The sequence below is a fragment of the Pseudomonas sp. GM60 genome (genome assembly GCF_000282415.1).
In the GTDB taxonomy this organism is placed as follows: Bacteria; Pseudomonadota; Gammaproteobacteria; order Pseudomonadales; family Pseudomonadaceae; genus Aquipseudomonas; species Aquipseudomonas migulae.
The window spans coordinates 46,736-65,851 of record NZ_AKJI01000068.1 but is presented as its reverse complement, the minus strand read 5'-3'; the positions used below and the strand labels follow the sequence as shown (position 1 = coordinate 65,851).

Annotated in this window: 15 protein-coding genes; 7 read left to right on the top strand and 8 right to left on the bottom strand. The window is 59.3% G+C overall.

Annotated elements, in window-relative coordinates; translation table 11 throughout:
* Positions 1-2: 2 nt before the first annotated feature.
* Together PMI32_RS12485 and PMI32_RS12490 are read right to left on the bottom strand one after the other, a co-directional pair.
* Positions 3-809, bottom strand: a complete 807-nt coding sequence (locus tag PMI32_RS12485; protein ID WP_008030375.1) for an alkaline phosphatase family protein — start codon at positions 807-809, stop codon at positions 3-5.
* A gap of 121 nt (positions 810-930) precedes the next feature.
* Positions 931-1,995: an ABC transporter substrate-binding protein gene (locus PMI32_RS12490; RefSeq protein ID WP_008030373.1), complete on the bottom strand. Its 1,065-nt coding sequence runs from the start codon at positions 1,993-1,995 to the stop codon at positions 931-933.
* Between the two features lie 349 nt (positions 1,996-2,344).
* Here PMI32_RS12490 and PMI32_RS12495 point away from each other — a divergent pair, with 349 nt between their 5' ends.
* Entirely contained in the window at positions 2,345-3,058 is a 714-nt protein-coding gene (locus tag PMI32_RS12495; protein WP_008030372.1) for a UTRA domain-containing protein, read from the top strand.
* Positions 3,059-3,087: 29 nt separating this feature from the next.
* Here PMI32_RS12495 and PMI32_RS12500 read toward each other — a convergent pair whose 3' ends face one another.
* Complete coding sequence (locus PMI32_RS12500) at positions 3,088-3,855, bottom strand: DODA-type extradiol aromatic ring-opening family dioxygenase (protein WP_008030369.1); 768 nt, start codon at positions 3,853-3,855, stop codon at positions 3,088-3,090.
* Positions 3,856-3,957: 102 nt separating this feature from the next.
* Between PMI32_RS12500 and PMI32_RS12505 the strand changes: the two genes are divergently transcribed.
* Positions 3,958-4,614, top strand: coding sequence for a thiopurine S-methyltransferase (locus PMI32_RS12505; protein ID WP_008030367.1), 657 nt, complete (start codon positions 3,958-3,960; stop codon positions 4,612-4,614).
* A 189-nt stretch (positions 4,615-4,803) separates the two neighbouring features.
* On the opposite strand, the gene htpX is transcribed toward PMI32_RS12505, so the two are convergent.
* Entirely contained in the window at positions 4,804-5,691 is an 888-nt protein-coding gene (htpX, locus tag PMI32_RS12510; protein WP_008030365.1) for a protease HtpX, read from the bottom strand.
* Positions 5,692-6,009: 318 nt separating this feature from the next.
* The gene (locus PMI32_RS12515; protein ID WP_008030363.1) at positions 6,010-7,221 is read right to left on the bottom strand and encodes a pyridoxal phosphate-dependent aminotransferase; all 1,212 of its coding nucleotides are present in this window, start codon (positions 7,219-7,221) and stop codon (positions 6,010-6,012) included.
* 226 nt (positions 7,222-7,447) lie between these two features.
* Between PMI32_RS12515 and msrB the strand changes: the two genes are divergently transcribed.
* The 3 genes from msrB (at position 7,448) to PMI32_RS12530 (ending at position 8,983) form a co-directional block, all read left to right on the top strand.
* Complete coding sequence (gene msrB, locus PMI32_RS12520) at positions 7,448-7,840, top strand: peptide-methionine (R)-S-oxide reductase MsrB (RefSeq protein ID WP_008030359.1); 393 nt, start codon at positions 7,448-7,450, stop codon at positions 7,838-7,840.
* 199 nt (positions 7,841-8,039) lie between these two features.
* Positions 8,040-8,525, top strand: coding sequence for a glutathione peroxidase (locus PMI32_RS12525; protein ID WP_008030357.1), 486 nt, complete (start codon positions 8,040-8,042; stop codon positions 8,523-8,525).
* A complete protein-coding gene (locus tag PMI32_RS12530) occupies positions 8,522-8,983 on the top strand; it encodes a MarR family winged helix-turn-helix transcriptional regulator (RefSeq protein ID WP_008030355.1) in 462 nt (153 codons plus the stop codon). The genes PMI32_RS12525 and PMI32_RS12530 overlap by 4 nt, the downstream gene beginning before the upstream one ends.
* Here the strand turns inward: PMI32_RS12530 and PMI32_RS12535 are convergent.
* Complete coding sequence (locus PMI32_RS12535) at positions 8,967-11,288, bottom strand: hybrid sensor histidine kinase/response regulator (protein WP_008030354.1); 2,322 nt, start codon at positions 11,286-11,288, stop codon at positions 8,967-8,969. The genes PMI32_RS12530 and PMI32_RS12535 overlap by 17 nt on opposite strands.
* 165 nt (positions 11,289-11,453) lie before the next feature.
* Here PMI32_RS12535 and PMI32_RS12540 point away from each other — a divergent pair, with 165 nt between their 5' ends.
* Positions 11,454-12,344: an ATP-binding protein gene (locus PMI32_RS12540; protein ID WP_008030353.1), complete on the top strand. Its 891-nt coding sequence runs from the start codon at positions 11,454-11,456 to the stop codon at positions 12,342-12,344.
* On the top strand, positions 12,341-12,823 hold the full coding sequence (gene msrC, locus PMI32_RS12545) for a free L-methionine (R)-S-oxide reductase MsrC (protein ID WP_008030351.1): 483 nt from the start codon (positions 12,341-12,343) through the stop codon (positions 12,821-12,823). The genes PMI32_RS12540 and msrC overlap by 4 nt, the downstream gene beginning before the upstream one ends.
* Here the strand turns inward: msrC and PMI32_RS12550 are convergent, their stop codons facing one another.
* Positions 12,824-15,766 carry an HD domain-containing phosphohydrolase gene (locus PMI32_RS12550; protein ID WP_008030349.1) on the bottom strand — a complete coding sequence of 981 codons (2,943 nt, stop codon included), beginning with the start codon at positions 15,764-15,766 and terminating at the stop codon, positions 12,824-12,826.
* Positions 15,767-15,816: 50 nt separating this feature from the next.
* Positions 15,817-19,116 (bottom strand): transporter substrate-binding domain-containing protein, encoded by a 3,300-nt coding sequence (locus PMI32_RS12555; RefSeq protein WP_008030346.1) that lies wholly within the window; start codon positions 19,114-19,116, stop codon positions 15,817-15,819.

The window sequence follows — 19,116 nt, the reverse complement described above, 5'->3', positions numbered from 1 at the left end:
ATTCACTTGAGCAGCTCCCGGCACACTGGTTTGTCGTGGGCCACGCCCAGCAGTTCGCAGACGGTGCCGCAGATGTCTGTCTGTTTCGGTTCGGCGCCGGCGTTGAAGCTGAAGGCGTCACCGAGCACGAACAGTGGCACTTCGCGTTCCTCCGGCAGCAGACCGTTGTGGGAGCGGTCGTTGTTCATGCCGTGGTCGGCGGTCACCAGCACCTGGTAACCGGCGTCGAGCCAGCCTTGCAGGTAGTCGGCGAGGATAATGTCCGCCGAGCGGGCGCTGTTGCGGTATTGCGCGGTGTCGAGGCCGTGCTTGTGCCCGGCATCGTCGATGTTCATGGGGTGCACCAGGAGAAAGTTCGGTGCATGGTGCAGGCGTAGGTGTTCCGCGTCGGCGAACAGGTGCGAGTCCGGGTAGTGATCGTTCCAGTAGAAGTGCCCGTGCTGGATCGGCAATTCGGGGGCGTCGGTGTGACGGTCCCGGGCGGCCACGAACGGCGAACGGTTGTACAGCTCGCTGACCCAGTGATAAGCCGCGGCTGCGGTTTTCAGGCCCGCTTCGCTGGCGTAGTGATAAATGCTGCGTTGGTTGGACAGGCGCGAAACGTTGTTGTGAACGATACCGCTATCGATCGGCGTGACGCCGGTCAGGATGCATTCATACAGCGGGCGGGACAGGGCCGGCAGTTCGCACTCCAGTTTGTAGAGTGCCGCGCGTCCTGCGCCGACGTAAGCCTGCAGGTGCCCCATGGCGTGGCGCGCAACCTCGTAATTGAGGCCGTCGAGCACGACAAGGATGACGTTGTGCTTCATAGGGGCGGGACTCCGCGAAACAGATGGTTTGTAGGAGCCGGCTTGCTGGCGATTGCATCACCGCGGTTCTCTGATGGACCGAGGTGTCTGGATCGCCAGCAAGCCGGCTCCTACAGGGGGGTTACTTCATCTCGACGATGACTTCTTCGTTCCACTTCTGCGGCAGAGCCTTGGAAGTTTTTTCCCACGCATCCGCGTCTTTGATCGGCGTGACCTTTTTGTACTGCTCGTTCGGCAGCAGCTTGGCCTGGACTTCGGCTGGCAGGGTCAGGTGCTCGGCACGGATCGGACGGGCGTTACCCTTGGCCAGGTTGATCTGACCGGCATCGCTGAAGATGTATTCACGAGCCAGTTTGGCGGCGTTCGGGTTCTTGGCGTATTTGTTGATGATGGTGGTGTAACCGGAAATCACCGAACCATCGGAGGGGATCAGCACCACGTAGTCATCCGGATTGGCCATCTTGGCCTTGTAGCTCAGACCGTTGAAGTCCCAAACCACGCCGACTTCGATTTCACCCTTTTCCATGGTGGCAATCGTCGGGTTGGCCATGGACAGGCGGCCTTGTTTCGCAATGTCAGCGAACAGCAACAGGGCAGGCTGAAGGTTTTTCTCGTCGCCGCCGTTGGCAAGGGCTGCCGCCAGAACGCCGTTGGCGGCCTGAGCGGCGGTGCTCACGTCACCGATGGATACTTTGTATTTACCGGTTTTAAGGTCGGCCCATTTGGTCGGCGCTTCCGAACCGTGCAGCAGCTTTTTGTTGACGATGAACGCGATGGTGCCGGTGTAGGCCAGTGCCCAGTTGCCGTCCTTATCCTTCGCCCAGGCAGGCACCTGATCCCAGGTGCTTGGCTTGTACGGCTGGACCACGCCTTGCTTGACCGCGATAGGGCCGAACGCTGCACCGACGTCGCCGATGTCGGCCGTGGCGTTGTCTTTTTCAGCGGCGAACTTGGCGATTTCCTGCGCCGAGCTCATGTCGGTGTCGATGTGTTTCAGGCCGTAGATCTTGGCCAGGTCTTCCCAGGTGCCTTTCCAGTTGGCCCAGTCATCGGGCATGCCGACGCTGTTGACCGCACCTTCCGCTTTCGCAGCGGCTTCGAGGGTTTTCAAATCATCAGCCGCCATGGCGGCGGTGCACATGGCAATGGTCGAACCTAACAGTGATGCCAGGAAAAGCTTTTTCATCCGAAGCTCCTTTGGGCGTTTTCAACGCTGCGATTGCGGTTGTGTTGGTCTAGGTCAGCAATACCTGAGCCAATCTAGGCGCCCCTGATGACATTTTGATGTCGACCAGCGGTCCGTCTGCATTTTCTTCAGATCAACGCTCAGGCTTGCGAGTAAGCGTAGACCATGGCTAAAGAACTGATATGAAAGGACTTGGCCGTTAAATTGCACACGTTTGACTGCACCGTTCAGCGTCTTTGTCATCTGTCAGTCATGTGCAGTGCCTAGGCTTGCTGAAAGTTGACGGAGTCGTTTCAAATGACGGTTCTGCTCCGAAACAGTGCTGGTCTAGTCCAGATAGGTAACGTTGATGCGCATCGAGACAACCAAAGCGGTGACAGCCATCGGGCAGGTTCTTCAGGAGCAGCTCGACCACGGCCTGTTGGCGCCTGGCAGCAAGCTACCGGCGGAGCGCAAGCTCAGTGAGTTGTTCGGCACGACACGCATTACCGTGCGCGAAGCGTTGTTGCAGCTGGAGGCTCAAGGGCAGATTTATCGCGAAGAACGCCGGGGCTGGTTCGTGTCGCCACCGCGCCTGGCTTACAACCTGATGCAGCGCAGCCACTTTCACGCGATGGTCAGCGCTCAAGGGCGGGTGCCGTCTACCGAGGTGATTTCGGCACGCTTGCAGCCTGCGTCGGCGGCGGTCTGTGCCTGGTTGCAGTTGCCGGCTTTGTCGAGCGTGATTCAGATTTGCCGCGCGCGGCGAATTGATGAGCGGCTGGTGTTGTACGTGGAGCACTACCTCAATCCACAGTATTTTCCGGGGATTCTGGAGTTTGATCTGAATCAGTCGATCACCGAGCTGTACGCGCGGCATTACGATTTGCATTACGGGCGGGTGCGCTTCGAGATCGTGCCGACGGCGTTGTCGGTGGATGCGGCGGCGGCGTTACGGGTGTCGGTCGGCAGCCCGGGATTGCGCATTGCCCGGGTCAATTACGACCAACACGAACGGTTGATCGATTGTGACCTGGAGTTCTGGCGGCACGATGCGATCCATGTCGGTGTTGATGTGGTCTGAGCCTGGCCGCCGCAGGTCTTGGTTTTTCATTACCCGAAGCGGTAAATGTCCATGCCCAGCGCGCCCATGGTGAAACCCTGGTGGCTGACGCTGAATGCTCCGCCGGCACTGCGGGCAAAGTACAACGGCAACAAATGTTCATCGCTCGGGTGGTTGCGCACGGCGTTCGGTGCTTGCTGGCGATAGTCGTGTAACGCGGCTTCGTCGTTGGCCTCAAGTTTCTCGATCATCCAGTCGCGAAACACCTTCGCCCACGGTTCTACGCTTTCCGGTCCGGCGTGCCAGTCCAGTTCGCGCAGGTTGTGGGTGATGCTGCCGGAACCGATCAACAGCACGCCGTGTTCGCGCAGGCTGCTCAGGGCATGGCCGACGCAGGTTTGCAGCGCAGGACCGCCGCGTGTTGGTAGCGAGACTTGCACCACCGGGATATCCGCCTGCGGATACATCAACGACAACGGCACCCAGACGCCATGGTCGAAGGGCCGTTTGCTGTCGATGCGGGCGGGCAGGTCACTGCGTTTCAGCAACTCGACAACCTCAGCGGCCAGTTGTGGATCGCCGGGTGCCGGGTATTGCACCTCGAACAACGCCTTGGGAAAGCCGCCGAAGTCATGCCAGGTTTCAGGCTGTGGATTGCCGCTGACCAGCAATTCATTGCTTTCCCAATGCGCGGAAACAATCACGATGGCCCGGGGTTTCGGCAATTCGGCAGCCAGGCGCGCGAGGGCCGGCCCACTGGCACCGGGTTCCAGTGCCAGCATGGGTGAGCCATGAGAGATGTAAAGGCTGGGGAACATGAAGGAGCTCCTGAGAGTAAGATGGGCCCATCTTCAGTCAGATCATTGATCTAAATCTAATATAAGTTTTAGGGTGTTTTGATCGAATTTTCGGAGATATTTATGCAGCCGGAGTTTTGGCACAAGCGATGGCAGTCGAATCAGATCGGCTTCCATCTGCCGCAGGTGAACCCTTATCTGCAACGTTTCTGGCCGCAATTGGGGCTGGAGGAGGGGGCGCGCGTACTGGTGCCGTTGTGTGGGAAAAGTCTGGATTTGTTGTGGCTGGCGCACCAAGGGCATGAAGTCCTGGGAATTGAGCTGTCGGAAAAGGCTGTCGAAGATTTCTTCAGCGAACATCACTTTGACCCGAACATCACTGAGCAGGGGCCCTTCAAGGTCTATCGCGCAGGCTCGATCGAGTTGTGGTGTGGTGATTTCTTCGAGTTGACGGCCGGCGATGTTGCCGATTGCGCCGGCCTGTACGACCGGGCGGCACTGATCGCTCTGCCGCCGGCCATGCGCGAGCAATACGCGGCTCATTTGAACCGGATTCTGCCAAAGGACGCGTTGGGGCTTTTGATCACGCTGGATTACGACCAGACGCAAAAGGACGGACCACCGTTTGCCGTGCTTGATGACGAAGTGCAGCGGTTGTTCGGGGCTGTGTGGTCGTTGAAGATTCTGGAGGATCAGGACGTTCTGGGTGAGAGCTGGAAATTCGTCGAAAGCGGTGTGACGCGGCTTGAAGAGCGGGTTTATCGGGTTTCTGCCCGGTAATTGATGTTGCTTCCACTGGCCCCATCGCGAGCAGGCTCACTCCCACATTAGACAGTGTCAGCTAGAACGACTCGGTCCACTGTGGGAGCGAGCCTGCTCGCGATGGGGCCGGATTGAGCACCACAAAATTCAGACAAACAAAAAAAGGCCCGCATCACTGCGGGCCTTTTCTTTTAGTGCCGAGTCAAATCAGCCCCGACGACGCAATGCGTCGATGCGCTCTTCCAGCGGCGGGTGGCTCATGAACATGCGGGCGAACCCCTGTTTGATGCCACCGTTGATGCCGAAAGCATTCAGGGTGTCCGGCATGTGCACCGGCAGCCCTTGCTCCGCACGCAGGCGTTGCAGTGCGCCAATCATCGCGTTGGTGCCCGCCAGGCGTGCACCGGCTTCGTCGGCACGGAACTCGCGTTTGCGCGAGAACCACATGACGATGGAGCTGGCCAGAATGCCCAGGACCAGTTCGGCGAAGATGGTCGCGATGTAGTAGGCGATGCCCTGGCCTTCTTCGTTCTTGAAGATCACCTTGTCGACAAAGTTGCCGATGATCCGCGCGAAGAACATGACGAAGGTGTTCACCACGCCCTGGATCAGCGCCAGGGTGACCATGTCACCATTGGCCACGTGACCGATTTCGTGGGCCAGAACGGCTTTCACTTCATCCGGCGAGAATCGCTCGAGCAAGCCCTGGCTGACAGCGACCAGTGCATCGTTCTTGTTCCAGCCAGTGGCGAACGCGTTCGCCTCGTAGGCCGGGAAAATCCCGACTTCCGGCATCTTGATCCCGGCTTCGCGAGACAGTTGCTCGACCGTTTGCAGCAGCCATTGCTCGTGACGTGTGCGCGGCTGGGTGATGATTTGGGTGCTGGTGCTCATCTTCGCCATCCACTTGGAGATGAACAGCGAGAACAGGGAACCGGCGAAACCAAAGACCGCACAGAAAATCAGCAGCTGATTGAGGTTGAGATCAACCCCATTGGCCGCCATGAACCCGTTGAAGCCGAAAAGGCTCAGGGTGATGCTGGCAATCAGCACGACCGCCAGGTTAGTGGCCAAAAACAGCAGGATGCGCATCATGGTTGTAGAAATCTCCTTTTGCTAAAGATGTAGCGTACTGCGGGGTATATAAGGTGCTGCAACGGGCTATTCAACCGGGTGACTATTTCAAACTGTGTCCTACAGCAACAGTCTAGTCGCTTGCAGGGCATTTCCGACGTGGGCAGGGGAAGTGTTTGTCAGCCGATTCGCGTTGCGAGCCCCGTGATTGTTGGACGCGGTCACAAAGCTTGCTACCGGGCAGCGATTGCGGTGGGGATGTACGGCGAGGCTTAAAGATATGTTGCTGAATTAATCCTCGTGCGACTTTCGTGGAAAAGTCGCACGCGGCCAGAGCGATTACTGGCGATAGGATTTGAGGAAGTTGCCGATTCGTCCGATGGCCATGTCCAGGTCGTCGACACGCGGCAGGGTCACGACGCGGAAGTGGTCTGGCCATGGCCAGTTGAAAGCGGTGCCTTGAACCACCAGCAGCTTTTCCGACAGCAGCAGGTCGAGCACGAATTTTTCGTCGTTGTGGATGGGGCAGACTTTCGGGTCGATGCGCGGGAACGCATACAGCGCGCCCATAGGCTTGACGCAACTCACACCGGGAATGTCGTTGAGCAATTCCCAGGTACGGTTACGTTGCTCCAGCAGGCGACCTTGCGGCAGGACCAGATCGTTGATGCTCTGATAACCCCCGAGGGCGGTCTGGATCGCGTGCTGGCTCGGCACGTTGGCACACAGGCGCATGTTCGCCAGCATGTCGATGCCTTCGATGTAGCTTTGTGCGTGATGTTTCGGACCGGAGATAGCAATCCAGCCAGAACGGAAACCGGCCACGCGATAGGACTTGGACAGACCGTTGAAGGTCAGGCACAGCAGGTCCGGGGCCAGGGATGCGGTGCAGATGTGCACGGCATCGTCGTACAGGATCTTGTCGTAGATCTCGTCGGAAAACACCACAAGGTTGTGCTGACGGGCCAGTTCCAGCATGCCCAGCAGGACTTCCTTCGAATACACCGCGCCGGTCGGGTTGTTCGGGTTGATGATCACCAGCGCTTTGGTATTGGGGGTGATCTTGGCCTTGATGTCGGCCAGGTCCGGCCACCAGTTGGCCTGCTCGTCGCACAAGTAATGCACCGGGTTGCCGCCCGACAGGCTCACGGCAGCGGTCCACAGCGGGTAGTCCGGAGCCGGCACCAACACTTCGTCGCCGTTGTTGAGCAGCGCTTGCATCGACATCACGATCAGCTCGGAAACGCCGTTGCCCAGGTAAATGTCTTCAATGCCGACGCCTTCTACCTGCTTCTGCTGGTAGTACTGCATGACGGCTTTACGCGCGCTGAACAGGCCTTTGGAATCGCTGTAGCCCTGGGCGGTCGGCAGGTTGCGGATCACGTCCTGGAGGATTTCATCCGGCGCTTCGAAACCAAAAGGCGCCGGGTTGCCGATGTTCAGCTTGAGGATGCGATGACCTTCCTCTTCCAGGCGTTTGGCGTGCTTGAGCACTGGGCCGCGAATGTCGTAGCAGACGTTGGCGAGCTTGTTCGATTTGCTGACCTGCATGGCGATGTGTTCCCGAAAATGAACGATCCAGGCGGTGTATGAACTACCGTACTGGGAATCCTGCGTATTCACACAGGCCTGGCGCCTTGAGAGGCAGCACCCATAAATCCGTTTGAATGCGCGTGGTCTGGCTGCCAGACTGGCGTTTGACGAGGCGCAATCATACGTGCCGCCCGATCCGTGGAAAAGGTACAGATCGGGCTTTTTCAGCTGCTGAGGTGTGATGATGGAAAAGTTGGAAAAAACCCTGGAAGAATGGAAGGCCATGCTCGATCCGGAGCAGTACAACGTTTGCCGCCTCAAGGGCACCGAACGGCCGTTTTCCGGCAAGTACAACGGCACCAAAACCGACGGTATTTACCACTGCATCTGCTGCAATGAGCCGCTGTTCGACTCAAAAACCAAATTTGACTCTGGCTGCGGCTGGCCGAGTTTCTATGCGCCGATCGGCGACAGCGCCATGACTGAAATCCGTGATGTCAGCCACGGCATGATCCGTACCGAAGTGGTCTGCGCCAAATGCGATGCACACCTGGGGCATGTGTTCCCAGATGGTCCGCCGCCGACCGGCCTGCGTTATTGCATCAACTCGGTGTGCCTGGATCTCGTTCCGCGTTAGTAACTTCACCGCAGTCCTTGTAGGAGCTGGCTTGCCAGCGATGAGTCCCTCGAATTTTGCATTGCGTTTGAGAACGCCATCGCTGGCAAGCCAGCTCCTACAGTTTGTGTTACGTGGTCGAGGATCGATTAATTAAATTGCACACAATTCAATTGCTCGCTATGTTTGTCTCATCTTCTTTCATTCGAGAGTCCGAATCATGAGCGACAACCTGCTGAGCATCCCTTGCACCACCATCAAGGGTGAGAAAAAGACCCTCGCGGATTACGCCGGCAAAGCGGTGCTGGTGGTCAACACCGCGAGCAAATGTGGCTTCACGCCGCAATACAAAGGGCTGGAAGAACTGTGGCAGACCTACAAGGATCAAGGGCTGGTGGTGCTCGGTTTCCCGTGCAACCAGTTCGGCAAGCAGGAGCCGGGCAATGAAGGCGCTATTTCCGAGTTCTGTGAACTGAACTTCGGTGTCAGCTTTCCGCTGTTCAAAAAGATCGACGTTAACGGTGCCGATGCCCACCCACTGTTCGTGCAGCTGAAAAAACGCGCACCGGGTGTTCTGGGTTCTCAGGGCATCAAGTGGAACTTCACCAAATTCCTGATCGGCAAGGACGGCCAACTGGTCAAGCGCTTCGCTCCCGCGACCAAGCCGCAAGACCTCAGCCGCGAGATCGAAGCCCTGCTCAAATGAATACCTTGTCCGTCGATTCCCTGAAGCTCGACAGCCAACTCTGCTTCAAGCTGTACGCCGCTTCCCGGGCGGTGATCCGCGCTTACAAGCCGATGCTCGATCAGCTCGGCCTGACATACCCGCAATACCTGGCGATGCTGGTTTTGTGGGAATGGCAGGAGGCGGCACCGGAGCAGCCGACGGTCAAGGCGTTGGGCGAGCGTCTGGCGCTGGATTCCGGCACGTTGACGCCGCTGCTCAAGCGACTTGAACAACTGCAACTGGTGCAGCGACAGCGTTCAGCGCGGGATGAGCGTGAAGTGCACCTGAGCCTGTCGCCCACGGGCAAGGCGTTGCGCGATCAGGTTGGGCCGCTCAAAGCCCGACTGTTGTGTGACAGCGGTGTCGATCTGGATCGCTTGAATGATCTGCGCGAGGGGCTTGATCACTTGTTGGGACAAATCAAGGCACTGTCGTAGCGGGCATCCACAGGTCCAGCAGGGCAGCCAACTCTTCCCGGCGGAAGGGTTTGGCCAGGTAATCGCTCATGCCTGACGCACGGCAGCGTTCGCGTTCTTCGGACATGGCGTTGGCGGTCAGGGCGACGATGGGCAATTGCGGCCAGCGACCGCTGCGACGGATTTGCCGACTGGCTTCGTAGCCGTCCATTACCGGCATGTTGCAGTCCATCAGCACCAGATCGAATTCGCTTTGCTCCAGTTGATCCAGGGCCTCGCCGCCGTGGGCGGCGACAATCACCTCGCAGCCGAGTTTTCCGAGCATGCCCTTGGCCACCAATTGATTGACCGGATTATCCTCCACCAGCAGCACCCGTCCGCGCCGCTGGGGAGTGAGCGCCTCCAGTCGCGCATCGTTGATGGTGTTGATTTCCGGTTGCAACACTCGCCGCAGTGTCTGGTAAAGCGCATTGCGCGCCAGAGGCCGGGCCTGTTGTTGTAATGGCGCCAGGGCGCTGGCCTGTTCGCTGGGCATGAAACTGCCGTAAGCGGTCACCAGCAGAATCGGTGCGGTACAGGTGGGGCGCAGGCGAAACAGGCATTCCGGGCAATCGGTGATGACCACATCGGGCTTCAGACCGATCATCGCGTCATCGATCGAACGCTGCTGATAGTCGAGCCCCCAACCCGGCAACAAACTCTTCAACAGCTCCGCCAGGCCGCTGCTGGCGGTGGTGATCGCGATCACCTTGCCGTGCAGCGTGGCCGGGGCGAAGGCGCGGGTGTGGCTCGGCAGCGGCAGGTCGGCGCAGAACTGGCTGCCGAAACCGGCTTCCGAGCTGATGGTGAGGCGCCCTTGCATGGCTTCGCAGAGGTTGTAAGTCAGCGCCAGCCCCAGCCCGGTGCCGCCAAACTGTCGGGTAATGCCGGCGCCGGCCTGGGTGAATGGCTGGAAAATCTTGACCTGAGCGTCCTGGGCGATGCCGATGCCAGTGTCGCAGACTTCGATTCTGACGCCGTCTTCGTACGTCGACAGGCGAACATCGACCCGACCGAAACGGGTGAATTTGAGGGCGTTGGACAACAGGTTGCTGACGATCTGCCGGACCCGGGTCGGGTCACCGAGCACCAGCGCCGGGAATGTCGGTTCGATCAGGCACGTCAGTTCGACGCTTGGCGCCGCGTTTTGCGACAGCAGGTTGGCGGTGTCCTCGATCAGCGAACCGAGGTCGAACGGAATGTGTTCGAGTTCGAGCTGACCGGCGTCGAATTTCGACAGGTCGAGAATATCGTTGAGCAACTCCACCAGCACTTTGCCCGAGTCATGGGCGATAGACAGTTGTTGCTGTTGCTCGGCATTGAGCGGGCCGTCGAGGGACAGCGCGATCATCCCCAGCAAGCCATTGAGGGGCGTACGGATCTCGTGGCTCATGTTGGCGAGAAATACCGAGCGTGCCTCGGCCATGTCCAGGGCGGTGCTGCGCGCGACTTCCAGTTCCTGGTTGGACTGGCTGAGCCGGCTGTTGATCGCCTTGAGTTCGGCGGTGCGCGCCGACACGATGTTTTCCAGTTGCCCGAGGTAATCGGTCAAACGGTTTTCAGCGTTGCGCCGCTGCTGGATTTCAGTGGCAATGTTCTCGAATTGCTGGTTGGCAACCTTGACCAGCACGCCGATCTCATCGTTTTTATGCCCGCTCGGATACTCCAGCCAGGTCGGTTCGACACTGCGCGGATCGCGGCTGCTGAGTTCGCGGATAACCCGCACCAGCGGTTTGGTCAGCATCACATAGAACAGCGCCAGCAGGATGCCGGTCAGGATCAGGCTGCGGGCAAAGCCATTGAGCAGGGTCACTTCGGCCCGACGCAGGAAGCGGTTGCCGAAAGAATAGGTGTCGACTTCCAGGCGCAAGGTGCCGAGGGATTCGTTGGGCAAGTGATCCAGATACAGCCGGTCTTCGAACGCCCGGTTGGCACCGAACAGGAAGTCGCTGATCACCCGATAGCTGCTCTGCGATGGCGGGCGCTTGACACTGGCCAGCACCGAGCCGTTGTTGTCGGTGAGTTGCGCAGCGATGATCGCCGGTGAGCGCAGCAGGCCCAGGGTCAGTTCCTGGGCGAGTTCGGCGTCGATGTTGTAGGCAATGCGCGAAGCGGGGTTATGGCTGATTTCCAGCAACGACACTATTTCACGGTTGATGGAGGCGTCTTCACTGGCATAATCGATGCCTATTTGCAGCAGGCTGAGCAGCGTACCCAGAATGAAACCGACCAGCACGGTAAGCCGGGCTTGCTTGTAGGACAGCCGGTTGGTGAACTTGATATCCATGGGGTGTCGAACCACTTCCGTTTCCCTTCGCTGCTCAAGCATAGTCGATCATGCATGGATACCGATGTTCTCGCGAGCCCTTGTGCACGGGATGAACAAGTCTCTGAATGCTGTATTTCGTCGCTGTAGCGCCATCATTACTGTGAACGTGCCCGAGGAGAAGACGTGGATTCCCGATTGAATGCTTTTCTTGAACGCGCCGATGCCGTTCTGGCCCGTATCGAACCGCTCTTGCCCGCACCTCGGCAAGCCATCGACTGGACGCATTGCCTGGCCGCACGCTGGCAGCGGGAAGGGCGCAGCGGTTTTCTGCTGCCGCTGCAGGTCAGCCTCGATACGCGATTGTCCGACCTGATCGGTGTTGACCGCCAAGTAGAGCAACTGGGCCGAAACACTCAACAATTCCTCGACGGCATGCCAGCCAACCACGCGTTGCTATGGGGCTCGCGTGGCACCGGTAAATCGTCGCTGGTGCGCGCGCTGCTGGCCGAACACGCCAAGACCGGTCTGCGACTGATCGAGATCGAACGCGATCACTTGGCCGACTTGCCGCGTGTGGTCGAGCAAATCGCCAAACTGCCCCAACGTTTCGTGCTGTTCTGCGATGACCTGTCGTTTGAGGCGGGCGAGGGCGACTATCGCGTGCTCAAGAGCGTGCTCGACGGCTCTCTCGAACAGGCGCCGGACAACGTTTTGCTGTACGCCACTTCCAACCGTCGCCACCTGGTGCCGGAAAAGGAAAGCGATAACGAAAACTGGAAAAGGGTCGACGGCGAATTGCACCCCAGCGAGGCTGTGGAAGACAAGATCGCGCTGTCGGACCGTTTCGGCCTGTGGTTGTCGTTCTATCCGTTTACGCAGGAACACTTCCTTAATGTGGTCGAGCACTGGATCGGTCAACTGGCCGACAAGGCCGGCCTGAAGTGGCAGCGTGACGAAGAACTGGACATCCTCGCGGTGCGCTGGGCCACCGGCCGAGGCAATCGCAACGGACGTTGCGCCTATCAATTTGCCCGCTATTGGGTCGGGCTCAAGCTGTTGGAGCACAAGGCATGATCGATTTACAACAAAGCGGCCAAGGCCTCGAAGGCTACGGCATGCTGCACGCGCAACTGGAATCCTTGCTGGCGGACGAGCGTGATTTCATCGCCAACGCCGCACAGTTTTCCGCGTTCCTGTACAACCAGCTCGATGACTTGAACTGGGCCGGTTTCTACCTCAATCGCAATGAAGAGCTGGTGCTGGGTCCGTTCCAGGGGCAGATCGCTTGCGTGCGCATCCCGTTCGGTCGTGGCGTGTGCGGGACAGCGGCGGCGACGTTGCAGACTCAGTTGGTCGAAGACGTGCACGCCTTTCCCGGGCACATCGCCTGCGACAGCGCGTCGAACAGCGAACTGGTCGTGCCGCTGGTCAAGGACGGTCGCCTGATCGGCGTGCTGGATCTCGACAGCCCGAAACTGGCGCGCTTCACCGAACACGATCAAGCCGGGATTGAAAAGCTGGCGGCCATCTTCCTGCGCCTGACCGACTGCTGATCACGCCCTCAAGCCTGCCTTGGCCAGCAGGCCTGGCGGGTCTACGGCATCGATCTGTTGCGGATCGAGAAATCGCTCGGCGTATTGCCGGTAAATTTCGGCGTTGATGAACAGCCTGAACAGTTCCGGGTCGATGTGGGCGTCACGGCACATGGTGGCCATGATGCCCAGTGCTTCGCTCAACGGCTTGGCTTTCTTGTAGGGACGATCGGCGGCGGTCAGCGCTTCGAAAATATCGGCTATCGCCATCATCCGCGCCGGCAGGCTCATTTCCTCGCGCTTCAACTGTTTTGGATAACCGGTGCCGTCCATTTTTTCGTGGTGGCCGCCGGCGATTTCCGCGACGTTGTTGAGGTGACCGGGAAAGGGCAGGTGGCTGAGCATCAGGATCGTCTGCACCATGTGGTGATTGATGATGTAACGCTCCTCGCGCGTCAACGTGCCTCGGGCAACGCTCAGGTTGTAGAGCTCGCCCCGGTTGTACTTGTAGCGGGGCACATCGAGTTTGAACCCCCAGGGATTGTCTTCCGGCATCAGCTCGCCTTCGGCGCGTTCGAACAGGTGCTCCGGTTTGTCCGCCAGCAGCGGCTCGCTGACCGGCAGGGTCGGTGCCGATGTTCTCGCCTGACGCCGGTTCTCTTCCCAGGAAACGCCCAGCCGGTCATCAAGGGTTCGGGTCCAGGTGCGCTGGGCCAGGCTGCGCAGGCGTTGCAAATCGGACTCGGCCATCGCCTCGCCGCCCAGATTGCAGCGGGCAACAAACGCGAAATCATCGTCCAGCGCCGCCAGAGTGGCATCGCGCAGTTCCGCCAGGTGCTGCTCGTCACCGCCCAGGGCAATGGCTTGCCAGTAGCTGATCCAGGCATCGCGCTTGAGCACTTCGAAGCGGGTGCGGATTTCGTGGATGCGGTCGTTCAGGGTTTCCAGCTTGGTGGCTTTATCGACCACGTACTCCGGCGTGGTGACCTTGCCGCAGTCATGTAGCCAGGCGGCGATGTGCAGCGCTTCCCACTCGTCCTCGGTCGGTTGATAACTGCTGAAGGCCGGGTCCTGACTCGCCGCGGCAGCCTGGGCGAGCATCAACGTCAGCGCCGGCACTCGCTGACAATGCCCGCCGGTGTAAGGGCTTTTCGCATCAATGGCGCCGGCCAGCAGTTGAATGAACGCGTCCAGCAGTTGCTTCTGTTTGGCTTGCAGGCGCTGACTTTCGATACTTACGGCGGCCGCGCCGGACACAGCCTGAAGGAACGCGATACGGTCCGGACGAAGTTTTTCCAGATCACTTTGATCGCCGCTGTCCGCCAGCAACAGGACCAGCAGGCCCACGGTTTCGTTATGGCGATTGTGCAGGCGGATACCGATCAGATGCACCCGCGGGCATTCCATCGCCAGCAACACTTTCTGCAAATCCCCCACTTGTTCGAAACCGAGGCTGGTGACCACGTTGTTGGCATGTGACAGCTGCTGTAGCCAGGCAGGGCTCTGTGGGTCCTGGAGTTCATGGCTGCGAATGTCGAATGAGGGCAATGCCTGTGAAATGTCATTGATGACCAGGCCATGAGGTGTCATGCGATCACCGTCATTTTCCCGCAGATAGATCAGGCCCGCCTGGGCCTGTCCGATTTTCACGGTTTCGAACAACACCCTTTCCAGCAAGGGGGCAAACCGGGTCTCGGCGCTCAGGCTGTCGGTGATCCGGAAAAAACTCGCCAGGGTGTCTTTCATGCGCGCCATCGACACGCTCAGTTGGTCGACTTCGAGTACCGGAGAGCGACGGGAGGCCGGAAATTTGAAATTGAAACTGCGAATCGCATCGGCTTCCTGCACCAGAGCACGCAGGGGGTTGACCAGAATTCTGGAGGTCAACCAGCCCAAGGGCAGGCATAAAAGCAACGTGGCCAGCGTAATCAGCGCGCCCTGCCAACGCATGCGGTAGGCATCGGCGAGCAATTCGTCTTCCGGCACCAGCAGCGCCAGTTGCAGCCCCTGCGGACCACCTTCCTGCATGCTGCTACGGGCAACGATCCACTGCCGGCCGGCGGCCCTCAGCCGATTGCCTGTTGGCGGGTTGTTCAGCAATGCGCCAAGGCCGGGACTCAGGTCGGCGGCCTTGCTCAGGCGTGCGGTCTGGTCGTCGACGATCAGTTTGTTGCTGTCGGGGTATGCGATGGCATTGCCCTGGCCATCGAACAGCACGATTTCGGTATGGGGGGTTACAACGTGCTTGGCCAGCGTCGCGGACAGTTCCGCCAGGGTCAGGTCGGCGCCCATGATGGCGTGCTCGCCGCTGCGCCGGGCGAGGGTGGTGCCGACATTGCGGGTGGAGAAAAAGAGGTAGGGCTCGGTGGTGATCTGATCGCTGTCGCCGCGAGCGCTGGAGTACCAGGCGCGGGTGCGCGGATCGTAGGTGTCGTCGGGGTTGTCGTGACGGCTGAGGAGGTTCAGGTCCTGATCGAAAAACAATGACTGGGAATGCACCGGGCCGCGGTTTTGCTCGATGCTCCAGACTTGATAAACCGCCCTGTCCGGGGCCTTGAGCAGCGCTTTCAGGGCGGCGGTTCGCAGGGGGCGAACCATGAAGAAGTCACCGTTGTCGTAGCCCAGATACAGCGAGGCCAGGTCAGGATTGTCCTTGAGCGACTGGCTGAAGGGTTTGAGCAATGCCAGGCGCTGCTCCAGGTCAGGCGCCTGCGCCGCCGGGTTGAACACCAACAGGCTCAACAGATGGCGAATGGGCTCATAGGTGGCGTGCAGGTCCAGACGGACGTCCTGCTCGATGCGCTCGAAGAGCTTCTCACTACTGGACAGAATGATTTGCGTGGTTTGCCCATAGTTGAAAATGCCCAGCACCACGCCAGTCAGCAGCAACAGGAAGGTGAACATCACGCTGATATGGACGTGCAGGGGAAACCGTCGTTGATCCGGGCGCAGTGGGCTGGTCATTGCGGGTTCTCTCCATGATGTTTAACACACTGCTCAGCGACCAAGCATAGTTAAGGCTCCGTCATTCTGCTTTTGTCGTTTTGTCCAATTTGTTGCTGCAATGCCTGCTCCAGTTCAAGCATGGCGCGCTCCATGGCTTTGCAGCATTGCGCCACTTCGTCGTGATGGAAGACACCATGGCAGACCTGCTCAAGCGCCTCGCAGCTGTCCATCAAGCGGGTGGCCTGGACAATGCGCGCGGCGCCCTTGATTTTGTGGGCGACGTCGAGAAAAGCTTGCGGGTCTTTTGACCGGGATAATGCCCGCAGCGCTTGCAGGTCCTGGCGGTTACTGCTCTGCAGTTCGGTCAACAATCGCCTGTCCATCACAGGATTGCCACCGGTCAACAGGTGCAGCCCTTGCAGGCTGAAGGCGGGATCGCGAACGGGCAGTTTGATGCCGGCCACCCATTCGCTTAACGCGGTCAGCGTCAGTGGCTTGAACAGGCAGTCGTCCATCCCGGCTTGTTTGCAGCGCAGTAATTCTTCGGGCTGTGCGTTGGCGGTGAAGCCGAGCACGGTGCAGGGCGGTCGTTTCGAATGCTGTTCATGGCGGCGAATGGCGCGGGTCAGCTCGTATCCGTTCATGACCGGCATGTTGCAATCGACAATCACCAGATCGAACAGCCCGTTATTCCACGCTTCCAGTCCTGCTTCGCCGTCTTCTGCGACGCTGAATCGATGCCCCAGAAACTCCAGTTGCTGACACATCAGCAAGCGATTGGCCGGGTGATCGTCGACCACCAGAACGTTCAAGGGCATCGTCGTGTGGATGGGCACTTCGGCGGCTTTCGGCACCTGTTCGACGGGCACTGTGGCCAGGTGCAGCGAAACCCGAACCTGCGTGCCTACCCCCGGCTGGCTGCTCAAATGCAGGCTGCCGTCCATCATTTCGCACAGGCTTCGGCTGATCACCAGACCCAATCCGGCGCCGCCTCTGCCGGCCTGCCCGTGGTCATTGGCCTGGGCGAAAGGTTCGAACAGCCGTTGCTGATCCTGTTCGCTGATGCCGATGCCGCTGTCCTCAACCAGCAACAGCATCCGGATGTGCCCGGGCTCGGTGCCCGGGAGCAACTCAACAGTGATTCTGACCTCGCCTTGCTCGGTGAATTTAATGGCGTTGCTGACCAGATTCGACAGCACCTGCTTGAAGCGCATCGGGTCCAGCAGGACACCGACGGGCGGGTTGGCCGGGTTGAACTCAAGTCGCAGATCGAGGTTTTTCTGGCGGGCCAGCCCATCGAAGATCCTTGCCACCGAGCCGATGATTTCAAGCGGATTGACGCGTTGCGGGCTCAGGCTCAGGCGCCCGGATTCGATGCGAGCGATGTCGAGAATGTCCCCGATCAGTGCCAACAGGTCCTTCGCCGAGCTGTACGCCACGTCGATGGCCGGACGGTCCGGGTGGTTGCGATCGATCCGCTTCAGCGTCAGTTCGAGCATGCCGATGACGGCATTCATCGGGGTGCGGATCTCATGGCTCATGGTCGCCAGGAACGTGCTTTTGGCCCGGTTGGCTTCATCGGCGCGATCTTTCGCACAACGCAACTCGTCGAACAGCTGTCGCCGTTCAAGCAATTGATCGTTCAAGGCACGCTCAGCCGCCTGACGTTGTTTGATCTGACGACGCATGTAAGCGTTCCACGCAGCGGAAATCAGCAGCAGTACGCCGGCACCGATAACTATCTGATAGAACAACCGCTGGTAGTTGCGCCAGGTACTTTGCGACGACGCCGAATAGCCACGCCAACGGCTGTTGATGATGCCAAGCTCTTCCGGCGCGATGCTCAGCAGCGCCTTGTTGAGGATGGCGTTGAGTTCTTTGGCGTCTTGCCCGGTCGCCAGCGAGAACGCGGCCTGGCGGGTGCCGATGGTGGTGCTGATCTGAAGCGTGTGTTCAAAAAGACGCGATGACATGAAGTAGTTGGCGATCACCAGTGAGTTCACAGCACCTTCCGCTTTGCCTTCGGCGAGCAACTCGACCGCGCTGAAAGTGTCTGGCGTCTCTATCAGCTTGATTCGCGGGAACTCGCGACGCAGGTAATCCACCAGTGGATTGCCTTGGGCGATGGTCAGGCGCTTGCCTTGCAGTTGCTCAAGGTTGGTCGGGCTGTCGGAGGCTTTGCGCGTCAGCAGCACAAAGGAGTTTTGCAGATAAGGACGGGTGAAGTTCAGGGTCGTTTCACGTTCGGCGCTGGGGAGCAGGGCGGCGATCACGTCGGCCTGTTGGTCGTTGATCTGTTTGATCATCTCGTCGTCGCTTCGGCTGCGGCGGATGTCGAAGCGCAGACCGGTACGCAATCTGATCAGTTCGAGCAGGTCTGCGGTAACGCCGCGAAAGTTGCCATCGCTGTCGAAAAACGTCAGTGGTGCATAGGCTTCATTGACCACCACGCGCACCACGGGATGTTGCGCGAGCCAGCGTTCTTCGAGGTGGGTGAGCTGCAGTTTCTGGTCGGTGAGCAGAATGTCGCTGCCGGCACTCCAGCGTTCGGCAATGTTTTCCCGCTCGCTGGCGGGGATGGCCATGAGCATCGCGTTGATGATTGCGAGCAGCTCCGGGTTGTCTTTGTGCACGGCAAAACTGAATCCGTGGGCCTCGTGTTTGCCGAAGTTGGCCATGCGGATATTGTTCAGGTAACCCTTGTTGATCATGTAGTGGGTCGAAATGGTGTCGCCGAGGAAGACGTCAGCCTGATCGAAAGCCACGGCATTGATTGCATTCTGGTAGGACGGATAAGACGTGATAACGGCTTTGGGATACAGGGCCCTGACTTCCTCCAGCGGCAAATAGTGATACACCATGCTCAACCGCAGACCGGCGAGGCCGTCGGTCAGGGATCGGGTTTCTCCTTCCCGCGTCACCAGAACCGGCTGGTCCACGGCGTAGGGGGTTGAAAGCACAATATCGGCGTTATGAGCCTCGAAGCCATTGGCGGTGCCGAGCAGATCGACCTCACCTTTTTCGAGCGCCTTGATCGCAGCCCCCCGGGACGCGAAGCGCTGCACCTTGATCGGCAAACCGATGGCCTTGCCGAGGAGGCCCGCATAATCGGCGGTGAAACCTTCGTAATCCTGGCCGCTGACGGTCAGGTCGAAAGGTGGGTAGTCCGGCGCTGACGTGCCGAGAATCAGTTGCCGTTTACCGGTGATCCATTGTCGTTGTGCTTGATCCAGTTGGACGTCCAGGTGTCCGGCCGTTGAGCGACTGAGCAGGTTGTAGTGCTCGCTGGCAGGCTGTGCGGCAAGCGCCGAAGAGGTCAGGCATACGGCGGCCATGAGTAGCAGATAATCCTTTATGCGACTGGGCAT

Coding starts and splice junctions, on each gene's coding strand:
- PMI32_RS12485 (WP_008030375.1), bottom strand. CDS start 809: ATGAAGCACAACGTCATCCTTGTCGTGCTCGACGGCCTCAATTACGAG.
- PMI32_RS12490 (WP_008030373.1), bottom strand. CDS start 1,995: ATGAAAAAGCTTTTCCTGGCATCACTGTTAGGTTCGACCATTGCCATG.
- PMI32_RS12495 (WP_008030372.1), top strand. CDS start 2,345: ATGCGCATCGAGACAACCAAAGCGGTGACAGCCATCGGGCAGGTTCTT.
- PMI32_RS12500 (WP_008030369.1), bottom strand. CDS start 3,855: ATGTTCCCCAGCCTTTACATCTCTCATGGCTCACCCATGCTGGCACTG.
- PMI32_RS12505 (WP_008030367.1), top strand. CDS start 3,958: ATGCAGCCGGAGTTTTGGCACAAGCGATGGCAGTCGAATCAGATCGGC.
- htpX (WP_008030365.1), bottom strand. CDS start 5,691: ATGATGCGCATCCTGCTGTTTTTGGCCACTAACCTGGCGGTCGTGCTG.
- PMI32_RS12515 (WP_008030363.1), bottom strand. CDS start 7,221: ATGCAGGTCAGCAAATCGAACAAGCTCGCCAACGTCTGCTACGACATT.
- msrB (WP_008030359.1), top strand. CDS start 7,448: ATGGAAAAGTTGGAAAAAACCCTGGAAGAATGGAAGGCCATGCTCGAT.
- PMI32_RS12525 (WP_008030357.1), top strand. CDS start 8,040: ATGAGCGACAACCTGCTGAGCATCCCTTGCACCACCATCAAGGGTGAG.
- PMI32_RS12530 (WP_008030355.1), top strand. CDS start 8,522: ATGAATACCTTGTCCGTCGATTCCCTGAAGCTCGACAGCCAACTCTGC.
- PMI32_RS12535 (WP_008030354.1), bottom strand. CDS start 11,288: ATGGATATCAAGTTCACCAACCGGCTGTCCTACAAGCAAGCCCGGCTT.
- msrC (WP_008030351.1), top strand. CDS start 12,341: ATGATCGATTTACAACAAAGCGGCCAAGGCCTCGAAGGCTACGGCATG.
- PMI32_RS12550 (WP_008030349.1), bottom strand. CDS start 15,766: ATGACCAGCCCACTGCGCCCGGATCAACGACGGTTTCCCCTGCACGTC.
- PMI32_RS12555 (WP_008030346.1), bottom strand. CDS start 19,116: ATGCCCAGTCGCATAAAGGATTATCTGCTACTCATGGCCGCCGTATGC.